This is a genomic window from Pseudoselenomonas ruminantium (assembly GCF_900142515.1).
GTDB lineage: Bacteria > Bacillota > Negativicutes > Selenomonadales > Selenomonadaceae > Selenomonas_A > Selenomonas_A ruminantium_D.
Genome location: NZ_FRBC01000007.1, coordinates 42,203 through 63,522 on the forward strand (window position 1 = coordinate 42,203; position 21,320 = coordinate 63,522).

The window sequence follows — 21,320 nt, forward strand, 5'->3', positions numbered from 1 at the left end:
GGCCTCCCTTATTCTGCTGCTTTGACTCGTTTGACGATCTCTTCTGCGCCGCCCTCCATAGTCGGTGCCATGATGACATTGGCAATGGGGGAATCCTGCAAGATCTTGCGGCCCTGTTCCACATTGGTACCCTCTAAGCGCACCACAACAGGCACCGGCAGGGATTTGCCATCATCAGAAATGATCTTCGCAGCTTCCACGATACCAGCGGCTACCGCATCACAACGGTTGATACCGCCGAAGATGTTGACGAAGATACCTTTGGCTTGACCGCCATCCAGCATGATCTGGAATGCTTCGGCAATCTTTTCCGGTGAGGAATCGCCGCCCACATCGAGGAAGTTGGCCGGTTCACCGCCATAATGCTTGATGATATCCACCGTAGCCATAGCCAAGCCGGCACCATTGACCATGCAGGCCACATCGCCGCCGAGGTTGACATAGTTAAGGCCAGCTTCTGCTGCACGGCGTTCCTTCGGATCTTCCTCGCTCTCATCGCGGAGTTCTTCGATATCCGGATGACGGAAGAGCGCACTGTCATCAAAGTTCAGCTTTGCATCAAGAGCCACGACATCATCATCGGCCGTCACCACCAGCGGATTGATCTCAGCCAACGAGCAGTCCTTGCCGACAAAGGCATTGTAGAGGCAGCCCATCAGCTTGGTTGCCTTGCGGATGGCCTCCTGCGGGATATTGATATTGTAAGCCATGCGGGTAGCCTGGAAAGGTGCCAGTCCCACAGCCGGATCGATGTATTCCTTGAAGATCTTGTCCGGCATCTCAGCTGCAACCTTCTCGATCTCCATACCACCTTCTTCAGAGCCCATCATGACCACACGGGCCGTCTGACGGTCAATGACGAAGGAGAGATAATATTCCTTCTTGATATTGGAACCAGCTTCAATCAGGAGGCGGCCAACTTTCTTGCCTTCCGGGCCTGTCTGATGGGTAACCAGCGTCTTGCCTAAAAGTTCCGTAGCATAGGTCTTCACCTCGTCCAGGTTCTTCGCCAGTTTGACGCCGCCTGCCTTGCCACGCCCGCCTGCATGGATCTGGGCTTTGACCACGACCACCGGTGTACCGAGCTTCTTGGCATTTTCCACGGCTTCTTCCACACTAAAGGCAGGGTATCCTTCTGGTACATTGACACCATAGGATTTCAATACTGCCTTGCTTTGATACTCATGAATATTCATCAAACATGCCTCCCTAAAATTGGTATGACGTTTCGAGAATACCTAACTAGCTTTCGTTCTCGTTTACATGTATATTGTATGCTTTTTTCGTATTTTTGTCTACTATTTATTATTCATAACTAGCATTCGCAAAAATTATCATAATTTATGCTTATTTAGTGAAATTTTTCTTTTTCCCGCTTATTTGATAAATATTCCATATCAATTAAATAAATCTCACTTATTTGTCAAGAAATTTCACTCCTGCTGCTGACAAACTATACTCAATCCTTCGGGAACAACACAAATATCGTCTGCGCTTCCCACTTTTCACCCGCTTTGATCACAGGCTGCGGGAAAGCGGGATTGGCCAGGGAATTGGGGAAATACTGGGTTTCCAGGCAGAAACCGGAACGGCGTGGGAAGGTCACACCATCTTTGCCTGGCAGGCTGCCATCCAGGAAGTTGCCCGTGTAGAACTGAACTCCCGGCAAGGTGGTATAGCAAGTCAGGGTCAGGCCGCTCTGGTCCGATTCCGCATAAGCAGCCTTCTTGAGCCCCCTTTTCTGATAATCAATCGGGCAATGGGGATCATAGCCGAACATCCCCGGTTTCATCTCCACATGCACCGGTTCATCCCGCAATACCCAGTTATGGTCATACCCTTTACCCATAACCAGTTCATCAAAATCATCATCAATATGCTCACCGATGCGTACCGGCTGCCGCAAATCCATCGGCGTGCCCTCAACCGGCAGGATCCGTCCATCAGGCAGGGATTCGCTGTCAGCCCAGGTATACTGATCGGCAAAGATCTGGATTTTCTGATCGAGAATGGACGGTGAGGCAAAACCATCCAGATTGAAATAGCTATGGTTGGTCAGGTTGCAGATGGTATCCTTATCACTGACAGCCTCATATTGGATCGACAGTTCATTATCGTTGGACAGCGAATAGATAACGGTTACATCCATATTGCCAGGATATCCCCCATCACCATCCTTGCTATGATAGGTGAGTTTTATCCCTTCATAGATTTCCTCAGCCTGCCAAAGTTCATTATGGAAGCCTTTGGAACCACCATGGATATGGTTCTGCATCCTGGAACCGTCATTGAGATCCAGCTGGTACTCCTGTCCGTTGATGACAGCCTTGCCACCAGCAATGCGGTTCGCATGACGTCCCACTAAGCCCCCCATGCTGGTATCATCCTTTTCATAAGCAGCGGCATCCGCATAACCCAACAGAATATCTATCTTCTTTGCATCCTTGCCAAAAACCCGCCAGCTCACCAGCCGTGCACCGTAGTTGGTAATCTTTACTTCCGTGCCTTTGGTATTGCGCAATGTGTAAAGGAACACCTCCTGCCCATCACTCAATTTGCCAAAAGATTCTTGCTTAACTGTTGCCATTTAACATACCTCCCAGGTTTTTGACTTAGAATTGCGTATGATTTCCTACAATTCTATACAAGTTCACTTTACTCTTTCTTGTTTTATTTGTCAACCACCTGTGAAGATTCAATTTAATTTATCATTTTTGACAAAGTGTGTTATAATACTTTATATTGGTTACATATTTATAAATGAAATTATTTTATATGTTTTCAAGGGGGATTATCAAGATATGGCAAACGCTAAACACGCTTATGTCTTCTTCAACTGCGATGAAGAAAAGACACAGAAAACCATGAACATCTTCTACAACAAGACCATCTATCAGGGAACGAAAAAAGCCCGCAAGGAATTGCTGGCCAAGGTCGAAGAAGAAGTGAAAGCCGGCCGCATCAATGTGATTGATGACAATATGGATGCCGTGAGCACGGCCATTCTGGAAGGGGAACCCACCAACGCCAGCAAGTACATCCAGTATGGCGCTATCGAAAGCTTTCCCATCGTGTAAACACACATACGCAGAACGAAAAACCTCCAGCTCGATGAATAAGCTGGAGGTTTTTTCGTACAATTATTCATATTATGTTTTTATCGATTTTCCCTTGGCAGACGCCTATTTACGATCTTATAACGACTGCAAATAGGCGTCCATTTGTTCTGCCACTTTCTTCGCAGCCTTAGCAGCCTCCACTACATTCCATGGGCCAGTGACCACATCACCAGCAGAGAAGATTCCCGGTCGGGTGGTCTGTCCATGCTCGTCCACAGCAACCAGTCCCTTGTCATTCACATCGAGCCCGGATGTGGTGTTCACGAGCTTATCCTTAGGACGCTGGCTGACGGCGATGATGGTACTGTCAGCGGGAGCCAGTTCTGCCAGCCCCTGGCTGACCATTTCGCCGGCCTCGGAAAATTCCCGTTTGACAAAGACAGGCCCTTGTTCTGTAATCTTCTCTACCGCCATGCCATAGAGTATCTCCGCACCGTCCGCGATTGCATAATCCAGTTCGCGCTGGCTGGCCGTGACATGATTGCTGCGGGCATAGATGCTAACGAAACGGCAGCCCTGACGCAAAGCTGTACGAGCCGCATCCATGGCCGAATTGCCAGCGCCAATCACCGCCACCCGCTCACCCAGTGCATAGGCACCGGGATTCTGCAGATAGTCAATAGCATAATGGACATTGCCCAGGCTCTCACCGGGCACGCCTAAACGCCGTGCCCGCCAGGTGCCCGTACCGATGAAGATTGCCTGATAACCATCGCTGATCAGATCATCCAGATGCAGAGCACCGCCAATGGTGGTATGCGGCCGGATATGAATGCCGAGCAGGCGCATTTTTTCCTTGTAACGGCTCAGAATCGTCCGCGGCAGGCGAAAATCCGGAATGCCATAGCGCATCATGCCACCGATATGGCTCTTGCGCTCAAAGATGGTCACATCATAACCTTTCTGTGCCATCTCCACTGCCACTACCAGTCCGGCTGGACCGCTGCCAATCACCGCCACCCGCTGTCCCTTGAGCGGTTTCTTCTCCAGCTGCAGCTTCTCAAAGAAGCCATTGGAGATATAATGCTCAATGCTGGAAATCTGCACCGCACTGCCCTTGCGCCCCTGAATACAATGGCCTTCGCATTGTTTTTCATGGTCACAGACCAGAGAACAGATGATGCTCATGGGATTGTTGGCAAATAACATCGCTGCGGCCTCATTGCCCTGACCGGCCAGGAACAACCGGATCATTTCCGGGATATTGGTGCCGATGGGACAACCTTGCAGCTGACACAGTGGCTTCTTGCATTGCAGGCAACGCCTCGCTTCGTTGATTACATGAACTGCCATTAGGATTCACCTCTAAATTGTTTTCTCTGTCTTAGGGCTGTTTGCCGATATAGGCCAGAATACCGCCATCCACATAAAGGATATGGCCGTTGACAAAGTTCGAAGCATCAGAGGCTAAGAAAATGGCCGGACCTTCCAGATCCTCGGTAGTCCCCCAACGGTTAGCCGGCGTCTTGGCCAGGATAAACTCATTGAAAGGATGTCCCGGCGCGCGCAAAGGAGCCGTCTGCGGCGTGGCGATATAGCCCGGTCCAATGCCATTGCACTGGATATTGGCATTTCCATACTCCGAACAGATATTGCGCGTCAGCATCTTGAGGCCCCCCTTGGCTGCCGCATAAGCCGATACCGTCTCCCGCCCCAGTTCGCTCATCATGGAGCAGATATTGATGATCTTGCCATGCCCTTTTTTCAGCATGCCCGGAATAACAGCCTTGGATACGATAAATGGCGCATTGAGGTCGATATCCACCACCTGCCGGAAATCCTCGGCTGACATTTCCAGCATGGGAATGCGCTTGATGATGCCGGCATTGTTCACGAGGATATCAATCGTCCCCAATTCCTTTTCGATATCGGCGACCATCTGCTGTACTTCCTCTTCCTTGGTCACATCGCAATAATAGCCCTTGGCCTCGATACCCTCGGCTTTGTATGCTGCCAGTGCTTCCTCCATATGCTTCTCACCACGGCAATTGAAAGCGATCTTGGCACCAGCCTTGGCATAAGCCTTGGCAATGGCAAAGCCTATGCCATAAGCCGCACCAGTCACCAGCGCCACCTTGCCGTCCAGCGAGAATTGTTTCAGATATTCCATATCCATCTCCATGCGCTCCTTATCTCAGTTCCGTATTCTTGATGTGGTCCATATCGTCAAAAGCCTTGTTCTCGCCGCCCATAGCCCAGATAAACGTATAGTTGGCCGTGCCGCAGCCGGCATGGATGCTCCAGGAGGGGCTGATGATGGCCTGCTCATCCTGCATCACCACATGGCGGGTTTCCTGCGGTTCGCCCATCATATGGAACACCACTTCGTCCTTCGGAATCTCAAAATAGAAATAGATTTCCATACGGCGCTCATGGGTATGCGCGGGCATTGTATTCCAGACACTGCCCGGCTCCAGAGATGTCATGCCCATGGAAAGCTGGCAGGTTTCCAAAACGTCTGGATGGATGAACTGATTGATGGTGCGCTTGTTGCTGGTCTTGGCATCGCCACAGGGAACCTTGTTGGCATCCTTGATGGTCAGAAGCTTTGTCTGGCAAGCCTTATGAGCTGGCGCCGAGACCATGTAGAATTTGGCCGGCTTGCTGCCATCCTGGCTCTTGAAGGTGACTGCTTTCGTGCCCATGGTGATATAGAGACAGTCTTTATAGCCCAATTCATAGGCCACGCCATCAGCTGTGATCGTGCCAGCGCCGCCTACGTTGAAGATGCCGATTTCCCGGCGTTCCAAAATGAACTCCGTACCGAAATTATGCCATACATCAATTCCCTTGTCCAGCGCTACTTCCTCTCGAACCGGCATGCAGCCAAAAGTCACCATACGGTCCACATGGGAGTACACGGCCGTCACTTCATCGGCACGGAACAAGTTCTCGATCAAAAACTCCTGCCGCACTTCCTCGGTCGTATAACGCTTGAAATCTCTTTGATTTGCCGAATAACGAATATCCATTGTTCAAACTGCCTCCATAAAATGTTGTAATTCCGTGCGATTGGGCAGGCCCTCATTGTCACCTGCCGACATGATGGCCAATGCGCCAATCGCGGCGCCGCGCAGGGCGGCTTCTTCCAGCGTCCTGCCTTCCAGCAGGGCCGACACGGTGCCCACGGCAAAACCATCCCCGGCGCCTACCGTATCCACCACATGTTCCACCCGGAAGGACGGCGCGATAAATTCCTTGCCATTCCGCTCCTTGCCATAAGCACCCTTGCTGCCGCCCAATTTGATGACCACGGCTTTAGCACCACGGTCCAGATAGAAGTCGGCTACCTGCTCCGGCTTTTCCATCCCGGTAAGGATCTTGCCTTCCCCGAGTCCCGGCAGCACCAGGTCGGCCTTCGCGGCCAGACGGTTCAATGTCCTGACCATGACCTTATGGGACGGCCAGAGAGCCGGGCGCAGGTTTGGATCGAAGGAGACCATTGCCTGATGGGCATGGGCCTCATCCATCAGTTTTTCCACTGCGGCACAGCAGCTGGCGGATAGCGCTGCGGGAATGCCTGTCACATGGACATGCCTCACCCCCTGCCAGTCAATGCCCTGCAGATCCTCCGGCGTGAAATAGGAAAAGGCCGTATGGCGGCGATAATTGACCACCAGCGGATCTACACCCTCCGGCGCTTTTTCCTTGAACTGCATGCCGGTCAGATGTTCCCGGTCAACCTGCACATAACCGGCTTCGATGCCATTTTCCTGCAGGAAATCCCGGATATGCTGGCCGATGGGATCACTGCCCACCCGGGAGACATAGGAAACCGTATGTCCCAGCCTGGAAAGGCCGATAGAAAAATTCACCTCCGCACCGCATACCAGACGGGTGAAGGTCTGTACATCCTTCAACGGTTTTGCCTCCTCCGCAACAAAGAGTCCCATGGGCTCGCCGATTGTCAGTACCTCAGCCATAAATATCTATCCTTTCTCGCCTCTGCTGACAGCTTTTTGCCTCAAACCTCAGCATAGATTTCTTCCAAATATTTTCGCGCAGCCACGGCATTTTCTGGAATCGTATTTTCCAGCGTTGCCTGGATGCCGTATTTTTCCTGTTTCAGATAAGCCAACAATGGCTTATAATCCATCAGTCCCGTGCCCGGAGCAACGGCTGACAGCTTTTCTCCCTGCACCTGGAAATCCTTCAGATGCACCACTTCCACATATTCACCGAACTGTTCGATTGCTTCCCCGATAACCCTCTCCCTGTCCTGATAGTTTTCGCCAGACAGGAGATTCACCGGATCGAAGATGATCCGCAAATTCGGCGAAGCCACTTCCCGGATTACCCGCCGAGCCACCTGGGGATTCCAGACAATGTGGTTCCAGACCGGCTCTATGGCCAGCAGCACGCCTAATTTCTCAGCGGCCTCCACCACTGGCTCCAGACCATGCAGGAACGTTTGCAGGGCCATTTCCGTATGACATTGTGGTTCATATTGATATTCTGCATTGGGAGCGCCGGTTTCCGTCCCTACCACCGAACAGCCCAGACTCACCGCCATGCGCAGATGGGCGATGTAATTTTCTTGAATCCTCTGCAATTCTGCGCGGTCCGGATGGGCCAGATTCTTATAACAGCCCAACACCGCCACATCCACATCATGCGAGGCAAAGATATCCCGGATATATTTGCCAAATCCAGCGGTCAATTTTCCCGGTTCCAGCTTGAAACCAGGTATGGTCTTTTCCAAGGCCAGATGCACGCAGGAAAATCCCTGCCCCCGTGCCCAGGCTGCCCGCTCGGCTAAACTTCCCGGCCGCATGTCATGCAGCCGAATCCCTAATTGCAACATTGTCATCCCTTCTTTTCATATCCCTTATTTATATTCCATATAGGTGTCAATAAATCCTTCATTCAGTTTCCACATGGGCACTGATTTTCCAGACAGCAATATCACTGCTGGAGAATTCCGACGCGTGTATATTCTCTGCCGTCAGCGTATAGGGAACCTTGTCACTGCCCACGGAAATATCCAGATCACTGCCCCGGCAACTGCCTACCAGCAGCGGATAACCATCGGCGTCCGACAGGGTATAACGAACGGTAAGCTGCCTGACCTTCTGGAATTCTTCACTTTCATTCTTAAAATTGCCATGCAGCAAAACCTTGCTGCCGGAAAGTTCTACCTGCGTCACCTTGAAGGATACTTCCTTGTCTGCCGCTTCCGTGACAGCCAGGAAACTATTGCAGCACAACAGGCACAAGAGGAACATGATGCCCGTCAGACGGTATAATCTTTTCATGTACTGACCTCCAGTCTAACCTCATCCGCCCCTTACGGGGCGCCTTCCCCAGAGGGGAAGGCTTGCCGGAGGGTTAGAATTTATTGATAGGGGTATTACTCTGTTTTACATTGTCGAAATCGATGTTTTCGGCATTGGTGATGATCCAGGGCTGGCCTTTATCAATCGTGACGTTCTTGAAGCTGATATCATGATGTTTGGCTTCGGGCAAACCCACGATTTCGATAGCAGCTTTGCCGGTTTTCTCCACCGTGCAATCCTCTACACGGATATTGTAGAAACTGCCAGCCTTGCTGGCCTTGGGGAAATCGGTCTTGGCATTGGGATCGCTGTAAGCCGTCGTGGCAATGAAGAAATTCTTCGTAAGGTTCCGGGCCGCATTATTGCGGAAATAGATATCCCGTGCACCACCGCCGTTGGCAGGATTGGTCTTCATGCGCAGGGCAATCTCCGTGCCATCAATGACATTATCCTCTGCCAGCAGGTTCTGGATGTAGGCTGCCGTATGGCTGCCCATGACCACAGCTCCATGCCCATGATGGAAGGAGTTGTTGAAGATCCAGATATCCTCGGTGGGAGCGCCTTTCTCACCCTTTGCTCCCTGACCGGCGGCAAAGTTCACACAGTCATCACCGTTGTTGAACACATTGTCATAAACCTTCAGACCCTTGCCATGACCAAACTCGATACCATCACCATTATTGCAGTTGAACGTCTGGAAATTCGTGTTTTCCACTACCACATCATTGCACTTCTGCAGCACCAGCGTGTGGTTGGCCGGATTTTTGAGCGTTACCCCCGTGACGTAAACATGGTCGACGCCCTTCAGCAGGATCAGGCTGGAACGACGGGGATAAGCCTTGTTCTCATCCATCCCCTCATCCTTCTCCAAAGCAGCTACCTGATTAGCGGCCAATACGCCGATCTTGGAAACATGATTGGCCGGCAGCGGTTCGCCTTTCTTTGCTCTGGCCCTGTAAAGATAATTTCCCTTCTCATCCATCTTCCAGCCATTACCATCGATAGTGCCTTCCCCGACAATGCGGATATTCTGCAGCTGCTTGCCATCCTGACCGGGGCGGGCATTGATCAGAGAAAAATAACGTTCATCAGAAAGATAGGGATAAAGCTTGTAATGATAAGGATAAGCGGACGGATCTTCTGTGCCCAGAAGCGTCGCGCCTTTCTGCACTTCCAGCGTCATGTCGCTCTTGAGCCACAGACTGCCGGTCTTGAAATTTCCCGCCGGAATGACAACCGTGCCGCCAGCAGGGCAGGCATCAATCGCCTTTTGGATAGCCTCGGTATTCAGGGTGCTGCCATCCCCGACAGCACCATACCGGGTCACATCCAGGGATTCACCAGCCGTAAGTGTAGCCGTGCTGAACTTATTGCTGTCCGCCGATTCTTCCCCTTTTGCATCCACAGCCCGTACGGTAAAGCTGTGCCTGCTGTTCGCCTGCAGGCCCGTAACCCGGTAATTATGGCTTACAACCTTCTGTCCCTGCGGAGATCCGGCGTAGAAATCCCGGATTTCCTTTTTGGCTTCAGAAGAAAAATCCTTATCGGTCTGCGCTACCAATTTCCCATCCATATAAACGTTGTAGCTGACCACATCATCGCCTTTGGCCGGACGGTCCCAAACAAGGCTCAGACTGCTTTCCGTCACAGCCTGCCCCGGAGCCGTAAGTCCCGTGGGTGCAGCAGGTGCTGCCCACACATCCTGACTCAAAGCCATGCCAATAACCAATGCCAACGCAGCGATTTTCTTTTTTGTACTAAACATTTACTTGCAGCCTCCTCAAAGCCATAACCGATCAGAAGTAGTAATACGCCTGCACACGATACTGATTGCCATGATCCATATCCGTACTCGTCTTGCCCAAAGAATGATAGTGCATCCAGCGGAAGTCGAACATCACATTCTGGATGGGCACATAGCGATAATCGAGGATAAAGCCCCGTTGTCCTTCACCCGACTTATTCTTCAAGTCATAGGTGGACTTGATGCCGGTATAGCGTTCCTGATGCAGCAGGTCGAGCTGGAGCTTGCTGGAATGCGGATTGCTGGCTGCTACCTGTCCCCAGCGGAAGGATATGCCATAGGCCTTGTTCTGACGGCCATGATCGCTGTTCTTGCCCCGCGTATCATCGGAGATAGCAAAGTTGCCCAGGACTTTCAGCTTGCGGGAAGCCTGCCAGCTGACACTGGTCTCGAAGATGTTAGGATCATTATAGTGTGAGGTCTTCGCTTTAGCCCTAAGAGCAGCGAGATCACTCTTGGCAAAAGCAATATCCTTGCCACTGCGGTAGTCACCGCTGCCCCGGGCGGTCAGATGCCAGAAGCCCATATTCCAGGCAAAGTCCTTGCTGGCCTGATAAGAAGTCTGTATCTGTGTCATATTAACGCCCAGGCCGTCCGGATTCATATCTGAACCTGATACGCCCCGTTCTGCCTTATATCCATACGCACTTCCAGCTTTGTCTGAATATGTCGTATTGATTTTCCCATCGTCACCGCTCCAGCTTGAAGTATTGTAATCCACCTTGCCCCAGGTGGCCCCAGCCTTCCATTTGCCCATCTTACGGGTGTAATCAATCCCCTGATAATACTGCCCCATGATCATGGAATCACCATAGACCGTCGAGCCCTTCACACGGCCGATGCGCACGGAACCGCCTGCCAGCGGACCGGTCACAAAGGCCTTATTGACATCTGCGGTGCCAGAGGTATTCTCACCGGTCGTACGGGAATCACCGTCGCCATCTTTTGCCCCCAGGAAGTCAATCTCCCCGGTCCAGCCAGCCGCAATATCGAATTTCGTAAACAATTGCCAGAGCAGCTGATGGTTCTTGGTCCCGCCAAAAGTACTATAATTTTTCTCCTTTTTATCATTCTCTGAATGTCCCCAGTCATCACGCAGGCGGATCAAGCCGGTCAGACTGAAGTTCTTCGGCATCTGTTTGATCTTGGGGCCTTTAGGAGCTGCTTTGGCCTCGTCCGTCTTTGCTTTGACACCGGGCAGTTTCACATGCATGTCCGTGAGTTCCCCGGAAAATTCCTGCATCAGGCGCTGGATGCGCTGCGTATCCTCTGCTCCAGCCCGGTCCATGGCACTCATGGCCTTAGCCGTGAAGATGGCCATTTCCATCCGGCTGATGATGCGCGTCTTCTTGAATTCCCCTTTTTCATAGCCGTAAATCAAACCGTTGTTGACCAGCGCATCCACATCGTCATAATAGCCACTATCCGGCGGCACACTGGCAAAGGGATTATCGGCGGCTTCGGCCGCACCGGGCAGGCTGCCCATACCTAAAAATGCTGCACTGACTAGACCTAAAAGCATCTTCTGTTTTATCATCGTTTCGTTTTCACTCCTAAGGACACACAATACGAAAAATCAACAGCCAACTACTTACTAAATCCTTTTCCACGTTCAAAGGCGCTCATATTCCGCAGCCGCCAGGATGAAGGGGCCCAATCCCTTGGGTTCATTGGTCACAATAGGTTCACTGATATAGTAGGCAAAGGAACCATCCCGCTCGCCGTAAGCCTTGGTGGGCTGGCCGCCCAGACCGGCGACGAAACAGATCTTATTGAGGCAGATCGTGCCCATGGGCGTTTCGGTGATGAATTCATCAATGAGCCCATGATAGGAGAGTTTGGCAAACTCCCGCATGCTTTCCGGCAGCCAGCCCATGCGCACACCCTTGAACAGAGCGTAGGCGATCATGGACGAACCCGAAGCCTCCACATAGTTGCCCTTGCGGTCGCCGCAGTCCGGCACCTGATACCAGACATGGGACTGGGGGCTTGCCACTTTGATCAGTGCCTGCATCGTGTCGTTGAGGATCTGGATGAGCTCCGGCTTATACTGATTGTCAGCCGGCAGCTCTGCCAGCGTATCCACCAGCGCCATGCAGTACCAGCCAATGGAACGCGCCCAGAAATGCTTGGACAGGCCGGTCAGCTTGTTGGCCCAGGGCTGCTGGCGGGCATCGTCATAGGCGTGATACAGAAGGCCCGTCTGCTCATCAAGCGTGTGCTTGCGGGCAATGATGAATTGCCGGGCAATATCATCATATTCTTCCATGCTGCGGCTGAACTCGCTGACGTACTTGGCATAGAAGGTCGCGCCCATATAAAGGCCGTCCAGCCAGATCTGTTCCGGATAGATCTCCTTGTGCCAGAACACCCCTTCCTTCGTGCGGGGATGATGCTCAATCTGGCTGCGCAAGAGCTCCAAGGCCTTGCGGTATTTCTCCTCATGGGTTTCCTTGTAGATGGTCAGCAGGATCTTGCCATTGTTGAGGTGATCGATATTGTATTCCTTCACATCATACCCGCGGATACTGCCATCCTCCCCGATGAAGGTATCCATGCAGGACTTGATGTAGTCAAAGTATTTCTGCTCTCCCGTCTGCCGCCAGACCTCAGCAATGCCGTCCAGCGTCAGGCCAAATTCATAAGCCCAGTAACTCGTAAGGTCGGTCTTGCGCTGGATAACGGAGTCGGCCATCCACTGTGAATATTTTTTCATTTTCTTCGTTCTCTCCTAAATATTGCAAAAATTATAAAGTAAATTCAGTGCGAATGAACACCTGCAGGTTCATCATGGACACGCATCAGATCGTTATGACCGAAGCACTGCTCATACTTCCAACCCGTCAGGGATTCTACGGCCTTGCGGGTTTCTGGCGTAACATCAGCCATGCTGCCGCCCGAACGGATGCGATGCACCTCATCCACGAGGAGCTTGTGATTTTCCTTCGTCAGCGTCAGATTGCGGGAAATCAGGTAAACGATACCGCAGAGAACGATTGGCACCACGATGGTCATGACTAGCACGCCGTCAATGGCCAGTGCCGTCTGCTGGCCAGCGCCCTTCTCAAAGCCGAAGAGCGCCAAACCAACGCCCAGGAGGAAACCTTCCGCCGCCGAGGCGAGCTTGGACAGGAGGCCGTTCACGCCCGTGAAGATGCCCTCGCGGCGTTCCATGGTAACGGCTTCATCGATATCGGCCATGAAGGGCAGCTGGAATACCGGGATATAGTCGGCACCGGCCTTGCCCACGTTGTTGATGATGGCCAGCACCGTCAGCCAGACAATCACAGCTTCTTCGCCCATGCTGGCCTGATTCTGGAACAGGATATAGTAACCAGCCAGCGAAGCCGTCACGATAACGCCAACCACCTTGAAGGCGAACGGGCCGCCGCGGCGGTAGCAGATGGTGATGAAGATAGCCAGAGCTATAAAGGATACCAAAGTGGCAAAACTCGTGATGATGGAAGTCGCGCTGACCGACAGGGACAGGGCGTAAACCACATAATAGGTGAAGACACCAGCAGCCAGATTCTTGTAGATACCGATAAAGAGCATCATGCCCGCATGGAGGCGGAAAGCCCGGATGCGCATGGAGGCAAACACGTCATTGACCAGCTTGCGCAGTACATGGGATACGGAACCCATCTCTTCCGTATAATGGATATCTTCCGGCGCACGTTCATAGGTCAGGAAATACATCACCGCCAGCGAGAGGGATACCACCACAGCATAAGTCAGGCCAGTGTAGAAGAACGCGTCCAGATTGCCTTCACCGAAACGCTGGAAGAAGAAAGCCGGGAAAAGCAGGGCAATGGTGCTGGCAAAGGTGCCACAATACTGCTTGGCCGAAACCAGCTTGGTCTTTTCGGCAGCAACCTGCGTCATCTCTGCCGGCAGCGTCGGACCGGGCACCATCACGCTGGTAAAGACGATTTCGTAAATGATGTTAGCAACCACATAGAATTCAAAGCTATGCCCCGGCGTCCACAGGATTGGATAAGTGATCAGAACCAGAGGAATACCGGTCAGGACAAAGAACTTGCGCCGCCCGAATCGTTTGCCCAATCTGGTACGGCCAAAGTTGTCGCTGATATAGCCCATCACCGGATTGCCCACAGCATCGATACATCTGGCAATGGTAAAGATGAGACCTGCCTGCACGGCAGGAATATCACAATACATGGTGTAGAACAACATCAGAAAAGCGGAACTGAGTGCCTGCGTACCACCACCCAGGAAGTTCAAACAGGCATAGCCCAGCACATTCCACCAAGTTACTTTTCTTGCTTCCATCTTGATCCTCCTAACACACGACGTTAAAAGTCCGGCTCTTATCTGACCTGCCCGTCAGAATCAATGTCCACCAGCCGGTCCGGCTGGCGTCTTCCGTTAATGGTCACATTCTCGAAGGCCAGTCCCTGGACATTTTCCAGCACAGCCTCGCCTTTCACCCCTTCCAGCTGCATATCCCGGAAGGTGATATTGGCAATCGGCGCATCGGCAAAGCCCTTGAGATAAAAGGCATAACGTGCATCAATGCTGCCGCCCTCTGCGGTCCGGAAACCATCCAGCGTGACATTATCCAGCTGCGGCAGGAAATCACCTGCATGGCCCTCCTCGTAGAAGAAATCCGCGTGCACCACCGCCAGCCGCGCCTTGTTGACCACGCTGTCCTTCACATAGACATTTTCCAGCGTGCCGCCCCGCATGGCATTGGTCTTGAAGCGGATGGGGTAATCGAGATTCGGGCTGTCGAAATGGTTGCCCATAGCGAATACATCATGCACCCCGCCGGAAATCTCACTGCCCAGGGTGATGCCGCCATGACCATTGGCAAAGCGGTTATAACGGATAACCACATTGGCCGTGGGCACCCCGATGCGCCGCCCATCCTCATTGCGTCCGGATTTTATCGCAATACAGTCATCGCCCGTGAGGAAATAACAGTCCTCAATCAGCACATTGCGGCTGGATTCCGGATCGATGCCATCATTGTTGTAGAGATCCGTCTCAATATGCACGCCTTTGATCCAGACATTCTCGCAGAGCACGGGATTGATTTCCCAAAAGGGTGAATTCACAATGTGCACGCCCATGATGCGGATATCCCTGCTGTTGTAGAACTGGATGAAGGGCGGCCGCAGGGTGGAGACATCATCGGCAAAGATGCGCTCATTCACCGGAAGACCGGCAGCCCCGGCCTGGAACAGGCGCTGCCTTTGCTCCTCCTGATCCGGCTCACCGAAGTAACCGAACTTCCAGGGCATCCAGTTGAATTCGTCCGCCTGTCCGTCCAGCGTGCCCTGCCCCGTGATGCTGATATCTTCCGCGCCCTCTGCATAGATGAAGGGCGAGAAATTCATGCATTCCACGCCTTCCCAACGGGTATAGCGCAGGGGGTAAAAGACATTGCTCTTGTTGCGGATGAAACAGAGTCTTGCGCCAGCCGCTAAATGCAAATCCACATGCGATTTCAGGACCAGCGCACCGGTATACCAGATGCCTGCGGGGATTTCCACCCGGCCGCCGCCCGCTGCGGCCATATCATCAATGGCCTGCTGGATTGCCTGTCCATGGTACAGCACATGCCGGCGCCGTTCCAACAAGCGTTCCTGCCGATAAGGCAGATCCTCTTTCAGCTCTGCCTTGCTGCCCTGATACGGCCCCAGAGGATGCTCATAGTAGATTTCCTCCACCGAACGCCATAGCCCCTGATATCGGCTGTCCGTAATCCGGCAGAACCTGATACTAGGCAAAGGCGACCGAAACCTGGAGAGGATTTCCTCATAAAGTTTTTGATTCCAGGAAAACGCCACGTTTATGACCTCATTTCCATTTTTCTATTCAAGAAATCTTTAAATTACGCTTGGGCAAATAATCCCCTTTATCCTTCCGATACAGACTATTGATGGACTGCTTGCCGCGTCCCCTCACCTCTTTGACGATAGCAGCAGCTTCGCGGACCAGTCTGGCAATGCCTTCCCAATCACCTTCAGCCATCATCTGCTGCTTGACCATCCAGCTGCCACCGCAGGCGAGGATTTTCTCATCAGCCAGATAGGCACGGACATTTTCCGGCGTCAGGCCGCCAGTGGGCATAAAGACCAGCTGCCCATAGGGTGCAGCCACCGCCTTGATCATCTTGAGTCCGCCTGCCGGCTCTGCGGGGAAGAACTTCACGAAATCCAGCCCCAGACCGATGGCCTGTTCCATTTCGCTGGGCGTCTGCGTCCCCGGTGCCACCGGCATGCCTTTGGCCTGACAATATCTGACCACTTCCGGGTTGAGCCCCGGGCTGACGATGAACTTTGCCCCCGCAGCGATGGCCAGGTCAGCTTCCTGCGTGGTCAGCACGGTTCCCGCCCCGACCAGAAGTTCCGGACGATGTTTTGCCATGCGGGAAATCACCTCGGCAGCAGCCGCCGTGCGGAACGTGACCTCCGCACAGGGCAGACCGTTATCGCAGAGGACATCGGCCAGCTGCTCTGCATACTGCGCATCTTCCATCACCACCACAGGGATAATCCCAATCTCCTTGAACTGTTTGAATATCTCTTTCATTCTCTCTAATTCCTTTCCTTTAGATGCCGCTCCTAAATATGAAAGTAGCGGACTGCGTTTTTATAACTGATGCCCTCCACAATCTTCTGCAAAGATGCTTCATGGCAGGGATACTCACCATGTTCTACCCAGTCACCGATGATATTGCACAGGATGCGCCGGAAGTAATCATGACGGGTATAGGACAGGAACGACCGGGAATCGGTCAGCATGCCGACAAAATTCCCCAGCAGGGAAAGACGGGCCAGCGAGCGCATCTGCTTTTCCATGCCGTCCTTGGTATCGAGGAACCACCAGGCCGATCCCATCTGGATCTTGCCGGGCATTTCCTCGGACTGGAAGCAGCCCATCAGGGATGCGATCCGGTCGAAATCCGTGCTGTCCAGCGAGAACAGGATCATCTGCGGAAGGTTCCCTTCCTTGTAGAGCTCACTCATGAATTTCGCCAGATTGCCGATGCAGGTGGTCTGGGCGATCATGTCGAACCCCGTGTCCGGCCCCTGCAGGGCAAACATCTTTTCGTTGTTGTCGCGGCTGCAGGAGTAATGGATTTCCATCACGATCTGCTGCTTATGGTATTCCCGGGCCAGATGCAGGAGCACTTCGGTCTGATAAGCCTCGGCTTCCGCCGTCGTGAGCGTTTCGCCGTCAAGGGCTTTCTTATAGGCCTTATCCGCAGCCTCCAAGCCCTGATGGTTGAACATCACATAATCAAGGCCATGATCGCTGGCCCGGCAGCCGTGCTTCTTGAAATAAGCGATCCGTTCCGTAAGCGCTGCCAGCACATCCTCAATGGAAGCCAGTTTTTCCTTGCCCACGCAGGCCGCCAGTTTTTCCATGTATTCACGGAAGCCCTCTTTATGGATATTGACCGCCTTGTCCGGACGGAAGGAAGGGCAGACCTTGAAATCCACCGTTTCATCGGCAGCCAGCTTCTCGTGCCATTCCAGCGTGTCGATGGGATCATCCGTAGTGCCGATGTAAGCGACCTTGGATTGGCGGATAAGCCCCCGCACGGACATATCCGGGTTGTGCTGCAGCATATCGTTGGCCTTGTCCCAAACGGCTTTCATATTGCTTTCGGTAAGGGGTTCGGTCACGCCGAAATACTTATGCAGCTCCAGATTGCACCAATGGTACATGGGATTGCCGATGGCCATTTCCAGCGATTTCGTAAAAGCGCTGAACTTCTCATAGGGATCTGCCCCGCCGGTGACCATGTCCTCGGGTACGCCGTTGGTGCGCATCACCCGCCATTTATAATGGTCACCGAAGTAAGTGCCATCATCATTGCGCCCGCCCAGCCAAATCTGCGCGATATTGTCAAAGCGGCGGTCCTCAAAAATCTCCTTGGGTGAGATATGGCAATGATAGTCAACCAGCGGCAAGTCCCGGGCATATTCTTCATACAGCCGCGCACCTGTCTGATTGCGGAGCATAAAATCTTTCCCCATAAAAGCCTTCATAACGGAAAATCAGTCCTTCCTATAAAACAACACCATCTTTGAATATGGAAATCTGGCGATAGCCATTTTTCTCATTGCAGGTCAGTTCGCCACCGGCCACCTGCAGGACTTTGTCCAGCAAGCGCCCACCAGCCGTGTCCAACGCTTCGCCTTCCGCCACCGTACCGGCATTGAAGTCAATCCAATGCGGTTTATGCTGGGCCAGGCGGCTGTTGGTAGCAATCTTCACGGTGGGTACCGGTGAACCAAAGGGCGTCCCCCGGCCTGTGGTGAAGAGGATCAAGGCAGCACCAGCAGCAGCCAGAGCCGTGCTGGAAACCAAGTCATTGCCCGGCCCATAGAGCAAGTTCAAACCTTGCTTCTTTACCTGCTCCCCGTACCCCAGCACATCTTCAATGGGCGCCGTACCTCCTTTTTGGACACAGCCACAGCTCTTGTCTTCCAGCGTGGTGATACCCCCCTGCTTGTTGCCAGGGCTGGGATTATCGTAGACCACTTCATGATGGGAAAGGAAGTAATCCTTGAAGCCATTGAGCATAGCCGCCGCCTTGTCAAATACCTGCTGGCTGCGGCACCGCCCCAAGAGGATGCCTTCGGCACCAAACATCTCCGGCACCTCGGTCAGGATGGTGCTGCCGCCCTGACTCAGCAGCAGGTCGCTGAACCTGCCGACCGTGGGGTTGGCGGTGATTCCCGAAAGCCCATCAGAGGCTCCGCACTTCAGCCCCACCACCAGTTTGCTGGCTGGCAGGGACTGCCGTCTGAACCTGCTGGCATAAGCGGCCAGTTCCTGCAGGAGCTGACGTCCGGCAGCCAATTCATCTTCTGCCTGCTGGCAGTTGAGGAACCTTACCCGCTCCGGATCGAAAGCCCCCAATTCTTCCACAAACTGTTCATGGGTGCAGTTCTCACAGCCCAAGTGCACCACCAGCACACCACCGGCATTGGGGTGATTGACCAAAGCCGCCAGAAGCTTTCTGGTCTGGGCATGGTCCGCACCGGTCTGGCTGCAGCCAAAGGGATGAGTGAAGGCATGGATGCCGTCGATATGTTCCCCCAACAGATCCTGATTATCCCGCGCCAGCTTCAGCACTACATCATTGACACAGCCCACTGTGGGGATGATCCAGATCTCATTGCGGATACCCGCCCGGCCATCTGGTCTCAGATACCCGGCAAACTCTCGGGCTGGCTGCTCTGGCAGATCATGCACCTCCGGATAGTAAACGTATTCTATTTCTCCCTTGAGATTAGTCCGCAAGTTATGGGTATGTACCCAGCAGCCCGGACTGATGTCCTGGGCTGCATGTCCGATGGGATACCCGTATTTGATGATGTTCTCGTTTTCTGCCACAGACTGCAACGCAATCTTATGTCCCTGGGGAATTTCCTCACAGGCGGTAACTTCCACATTTCCCACCTGCAGGCATTCCCCTTTATCTATCTTGGTCAGCGCCACCGCCACATTATCTTCTGCGGCGATGCGCACTGCTTTTATCCTATCCATATCCAATCCTTTCAAGCACATGCCAACAAACAACTGGCAAAGGCCTTTTTCGTGCCTTTCTGGCGAATCAGCTGCAAATCTTTCAGCACCTGCTTTTCCAGACCAGGAAGCTGCGTCAGATCGCAGCCCCACATCTTTTCATAGGCCAGCACATCATGAACCAGGACGGCATCATCGCTATGACGATGTTCATAATAGAAATCCAGTACCCAGTCATCATCCTGCACCGGATAGATATCTCCCTGAGGGCGCCGGCACAAAAGCGCTTTTTCCTGCCGCGCCTGAATATCAGTGGAATAGAAGGCGATATACGCCGCCAGTGTCATCACGAGACTTTTGGGCAGCTTGCCAAACTTTTCCCGGTATTCCAGCAGCGAGCCCATATCTCTCGCCTTCCACTTAGCCGTGGAATTCAGGGCAATACTGAGAAGCTGATGTTCCATGAACGGATTGTTGAACCGGTCGGCCACAGAAGCGGCAAATTTTTCACAATCCTGCTGATCCAACGGCAGGATGGGAATCACTTCCTCATAGAGCATGTGATTCATGAACTCCCGGATCACATCATCGTTCATGCAATCCCTGACGATATCCTTGCCTGCGAGGAAACTGCCCAGGGCAAAGCCTGTATGGGCGCCATTCAGGATGCGCACCTTCCGCTTCTTGTAAGGCGCGATATCCGGCACCACATGGACATTCAAGCCCGCCCGCTTGAAGGGGAGCCTGTCCTCCAATTCTTTTGGCCCTTCAATATACCATACGCCAAACACCTCGCCGACATCCATCAGCCTGTCCTCATAGCCATTCGCCTGATTCAGCGCAGCGATTTCAACAGCATCCCGGATCTCACCGGGGACGATGCGGTCAACCAACGTCGAACAGAACATATTCTCCTGCTCCAGCCAGCGGGCGAAGCCATCGCCCAACTGCCAGTCCCGGGCATGCTGCAGGACGATCCGCTGCAGTTCCCGGCCATTATGATCAATCAGTTCACAGGAAAGGATGATCAGGCCTTTCTTTCCTGCCCGATAGCGTGCATACAAAAGTTTTGCCAGTTTTGCCGGGAAGCTGGCAGGGGGTATGTCATCTAACATTGCCGTCGGGTCATAGACAATACCAGCTTCCGTGGTGTTACTGGTGATATATTCCAGGGTATCCAGGCAGGCAACTTCCAGCAGTTTATCAAAATGTTCCAGGGGGTTATAGCATTTTTCCACTAAAGAAATCACCCTTCGTTCATCTACCTTCTGGCCTTTTTCATTGCCACGGATATAGAGGGTGTAGAGACCTTCCTGTTCATTGAAGACCTTATCCTTCCCCTTGCCCCGTGGCTGGGTCAATATGGCCTTGCCGTTCCAGCCGGCTTTTTCATTGGCCACATCAAAGAAGTAATCCACAAAGGCTCGCAGGAAATTGCCCTCGCCAAACTGCAGCATCTTCACTGGCGCTTCTTTCAGGATATATCCCGGATAGCCAGTTTTCTCCAATACCTCATAATTCAGCCGTTCCATACCACATTTTACCTCCCGCAGCTTGTTTTCTTACTTGTTACTTATTATTTTAATCGATTTACTTTTCATAGTAAAT

18 protein-coding genes are annotated in these 21,320 nt (G+C 52.7%); 1 reads left to right on the plus strand and 17 read right to left on the minus strand.

Annotated elements, in window-relative coordinates:
• Positions 1–8: 8 nt before the first annotated feature.
• Together sucC and BUB68_RS05095 are read right to left on the minus strand one after the other, a co-directional pair.
• Positions 9–1,196, minus strand: a complete 1,188-nt coding sequence (sucC, locus tag BUB68_RS05090; protein WP_073088684.1) for an ADP-forming succinate--CoA ligase subunit beta — start codon at positions 1,194–1,196, stop codon at positions 9–11.
• 263 nt (positions 1,197–1,459) lie between these two features.
• Positions 1,460–2,587, minus strand: coding sequence for an aldose epimerase family protein (locus BUB68_RS05095; protein WP_073088685.1), 1,128 nt, complete (start codon positions 2,585–2,587; stop codon positions 1,460–1,462).
• Between the two features lie 214 nt (positions 2,588–2,801).
• On the opposite strand from BUB68_RS05095, the gene BUB68_RS05100 reads away from it, so the two are divergent.
• The gene (locus BUB68_RS05100; protein ID WP_073088686.1) at positions 2,802–3,077 is read left to right on the plus strand and encodes a hypothetical protein; all 276 of its coding nucleotides are present in this window, start codon (positions 2,802–2,804) and stop codon (positions 3,075–3,077) included.
• Between the two features lie 117 nt (positions 3,078–3,194).
• Here the strand turns inward: BUB68_RS05100 and BUB68_RS05105 are convergent, their stop codons facing one another.
• The 15 genes from BUB68_RS05105 to BUB68_RS05175 form a co-directional block, all read right to left on the minus strand.
• Complete coding sequence (locus BUB68_RS05105; protein WP_073088687.1) at positions 3,195–4,412, minus strand: FAD-dependent oxidoreductase; 1,218 nt, start codon at positions 4,410–4,412, stop codon at positions 3,195–3,197.
• 31 nt (positions 4,413–4,443) lie between these two features.
• Complete coding sequence (locus BUB68_RS05110; protein WP_143188089.1) at positions 4,444–5,235, minus strand: gluconate 5-dehydrogenase; 792 nt, start codon at positions 5,233–5,235, stop codon at positions 4,444–4,446.
• 13 nt (positions 5,236–5,248) lie between these two features.
• On the minus strand, positions 5,249–6,091 hold the full coding sequence (kduI, locus tag BUB68_RS05115; protein ID WP_073088688.1) for a 5-dehydro-4-deoxy-D-glucuronate isomerase: 843 nt from the start codon (positions 6,089–6,091) through the stop codon (positions 5,249–5,251).
• Positions 6,092–6,094: 3 nt separating this feature from the next.
• Complete coding sequence (locus tag BUB68_RS05120; protein WP_073088689.1) at positions 6,095–7,042, minus strand: sugar kinase; 948 nt, start codon at positions 7,040–7,042, stop codon at positions 6,095–6,097.
• A gap of 41 nt (positions 7,043–7,083) precedes the next feature.
• Entirely contained in the window at positions 7,084–7,923 is an 840-nt protein-coding gene (locus tag BUB68_RS05125) for a sugar phosphate isomerase/epimerase family protein (RefSeq protein ID WP_073088690.1), read from the minus strand.
• Between the two features lie 58 nt (positions 7,924–7,981).
• A complete protein-coding gene (locus BUB68_RS05130) occupies positions 7,982–8,374 on the minus strand; it encodes a hypothetical protein (RefSeq protein WP_073088691.1) in 393 nt (130 codons plus the stop codon).
• Positions 8,375–8,447: 73 nt separating this feature from the next.
• Positions 8,448–10,160: a glycoside hydrolase family 28 protein gene (locus BUB68_RS05135; RefSeq protein ID WP_073088692.1), complete on the minus strand. Its 1,713-nt coding sequence runs from the start codon at positions 10,158–10,160 to the stop codon at positions 8,448–8,450.
• A gap of 31 nt (positions 10,161–10,191) precedes the next feature.
• Entirely contained in the window at positions 10,192–11,736 is a 1,545-nt protein-coding gene (locus BUB68_RS05140; RefSeq protein ID WP_073088693.1) for an S-layer homology domain-containing protein, read from the minus strand.
• Positions 11,737–11,811: 75 nt separating this feature from the next.
• Entirely contained in the window at positions 11,812–12,915 is a 1,104-nt protein-coding gene (locus tag BUB68_RS05145; protein WP_073088694.1) for a glycoside hydrolase family 88/105 protein, read from the minus strand.
• 44 nt (positions 12,916–12,959) lie between these two features.
• Positions 12,960–14,492, minus strand: a complete 1,533-nt coding sequence (locus BUB68_RS05150; protein ID WP_073088695.1) for an MFS transporter — start codon at positions 14,490–14,492, stop codon at positions 12,960–12,962.
• Positions 14,493–14,530: 38 nt separating this feature from the next.
• On the minus strand, positions 14,531–15,955 hold the full coding sequence (locus BUB68_RS05155; RefSeq protein ID WP_256625784.1) for a glycoside hydrolase family 28 protein: 1,425 nt from the start codon (positions 15,953–15,955) through the stop codon (positions 14,531–14,533).
• Positions 15,956–16,043: 88 nt separating this feature from the next.
• The gene (locus BUB68_RS05160; RefSeq protein WP_073088697.1) at positions 16,044–16,760 is read right to left on the minus strand and encodes a bifunctional 4-hydroxy-2-oxoglutarate aldolase/2-dehydro-3-deoxy-phosphogluconate aldolase; all 717 of its coding nucleotides are present in this window, start codon (positions 16,758–16,760) and stop codon (positions 16,044–16,046) included.
• 32 nt (positions 16,761–16,792) lie between these two features.
• Complete coding sequence (gene uxaC / locus BUB68_RS05165) at positions 16,793–18,214, minus strand: glucuronate isomerase (protein WP_256625785.1); 1,422 nt, start codon at positions 18,212–18,214, stop codon at positions 16,793–16,795.
• 31 nt (positions 18,215–18,245) lie between these two features.
• Positions 18,246–19,733: a UxaA family hydrolase gene (locus BUB68_RS05170; RefSeq protein ID WP_073088818.1), complete on the minus strand. Its 1,488-nt coding sequence runs from the start codon at positions 19,731–19,733 to the stop codon at positions 18,246–18,248.
• An 11-nt stretch (positions 19,734–19,744) separates the two neighbouring features.
• A complete protein-coding gene (locus tag BUB68_RS05175; protein WP_073088699.1) occupies positions 19,745–21,244 on the minus strand; it encodes a tagaturonate reductase in 1,500 nt (499 codons plus the stop codon).
• Positions 21,245–21,320 lie beyond the last annotated feature (76 nt).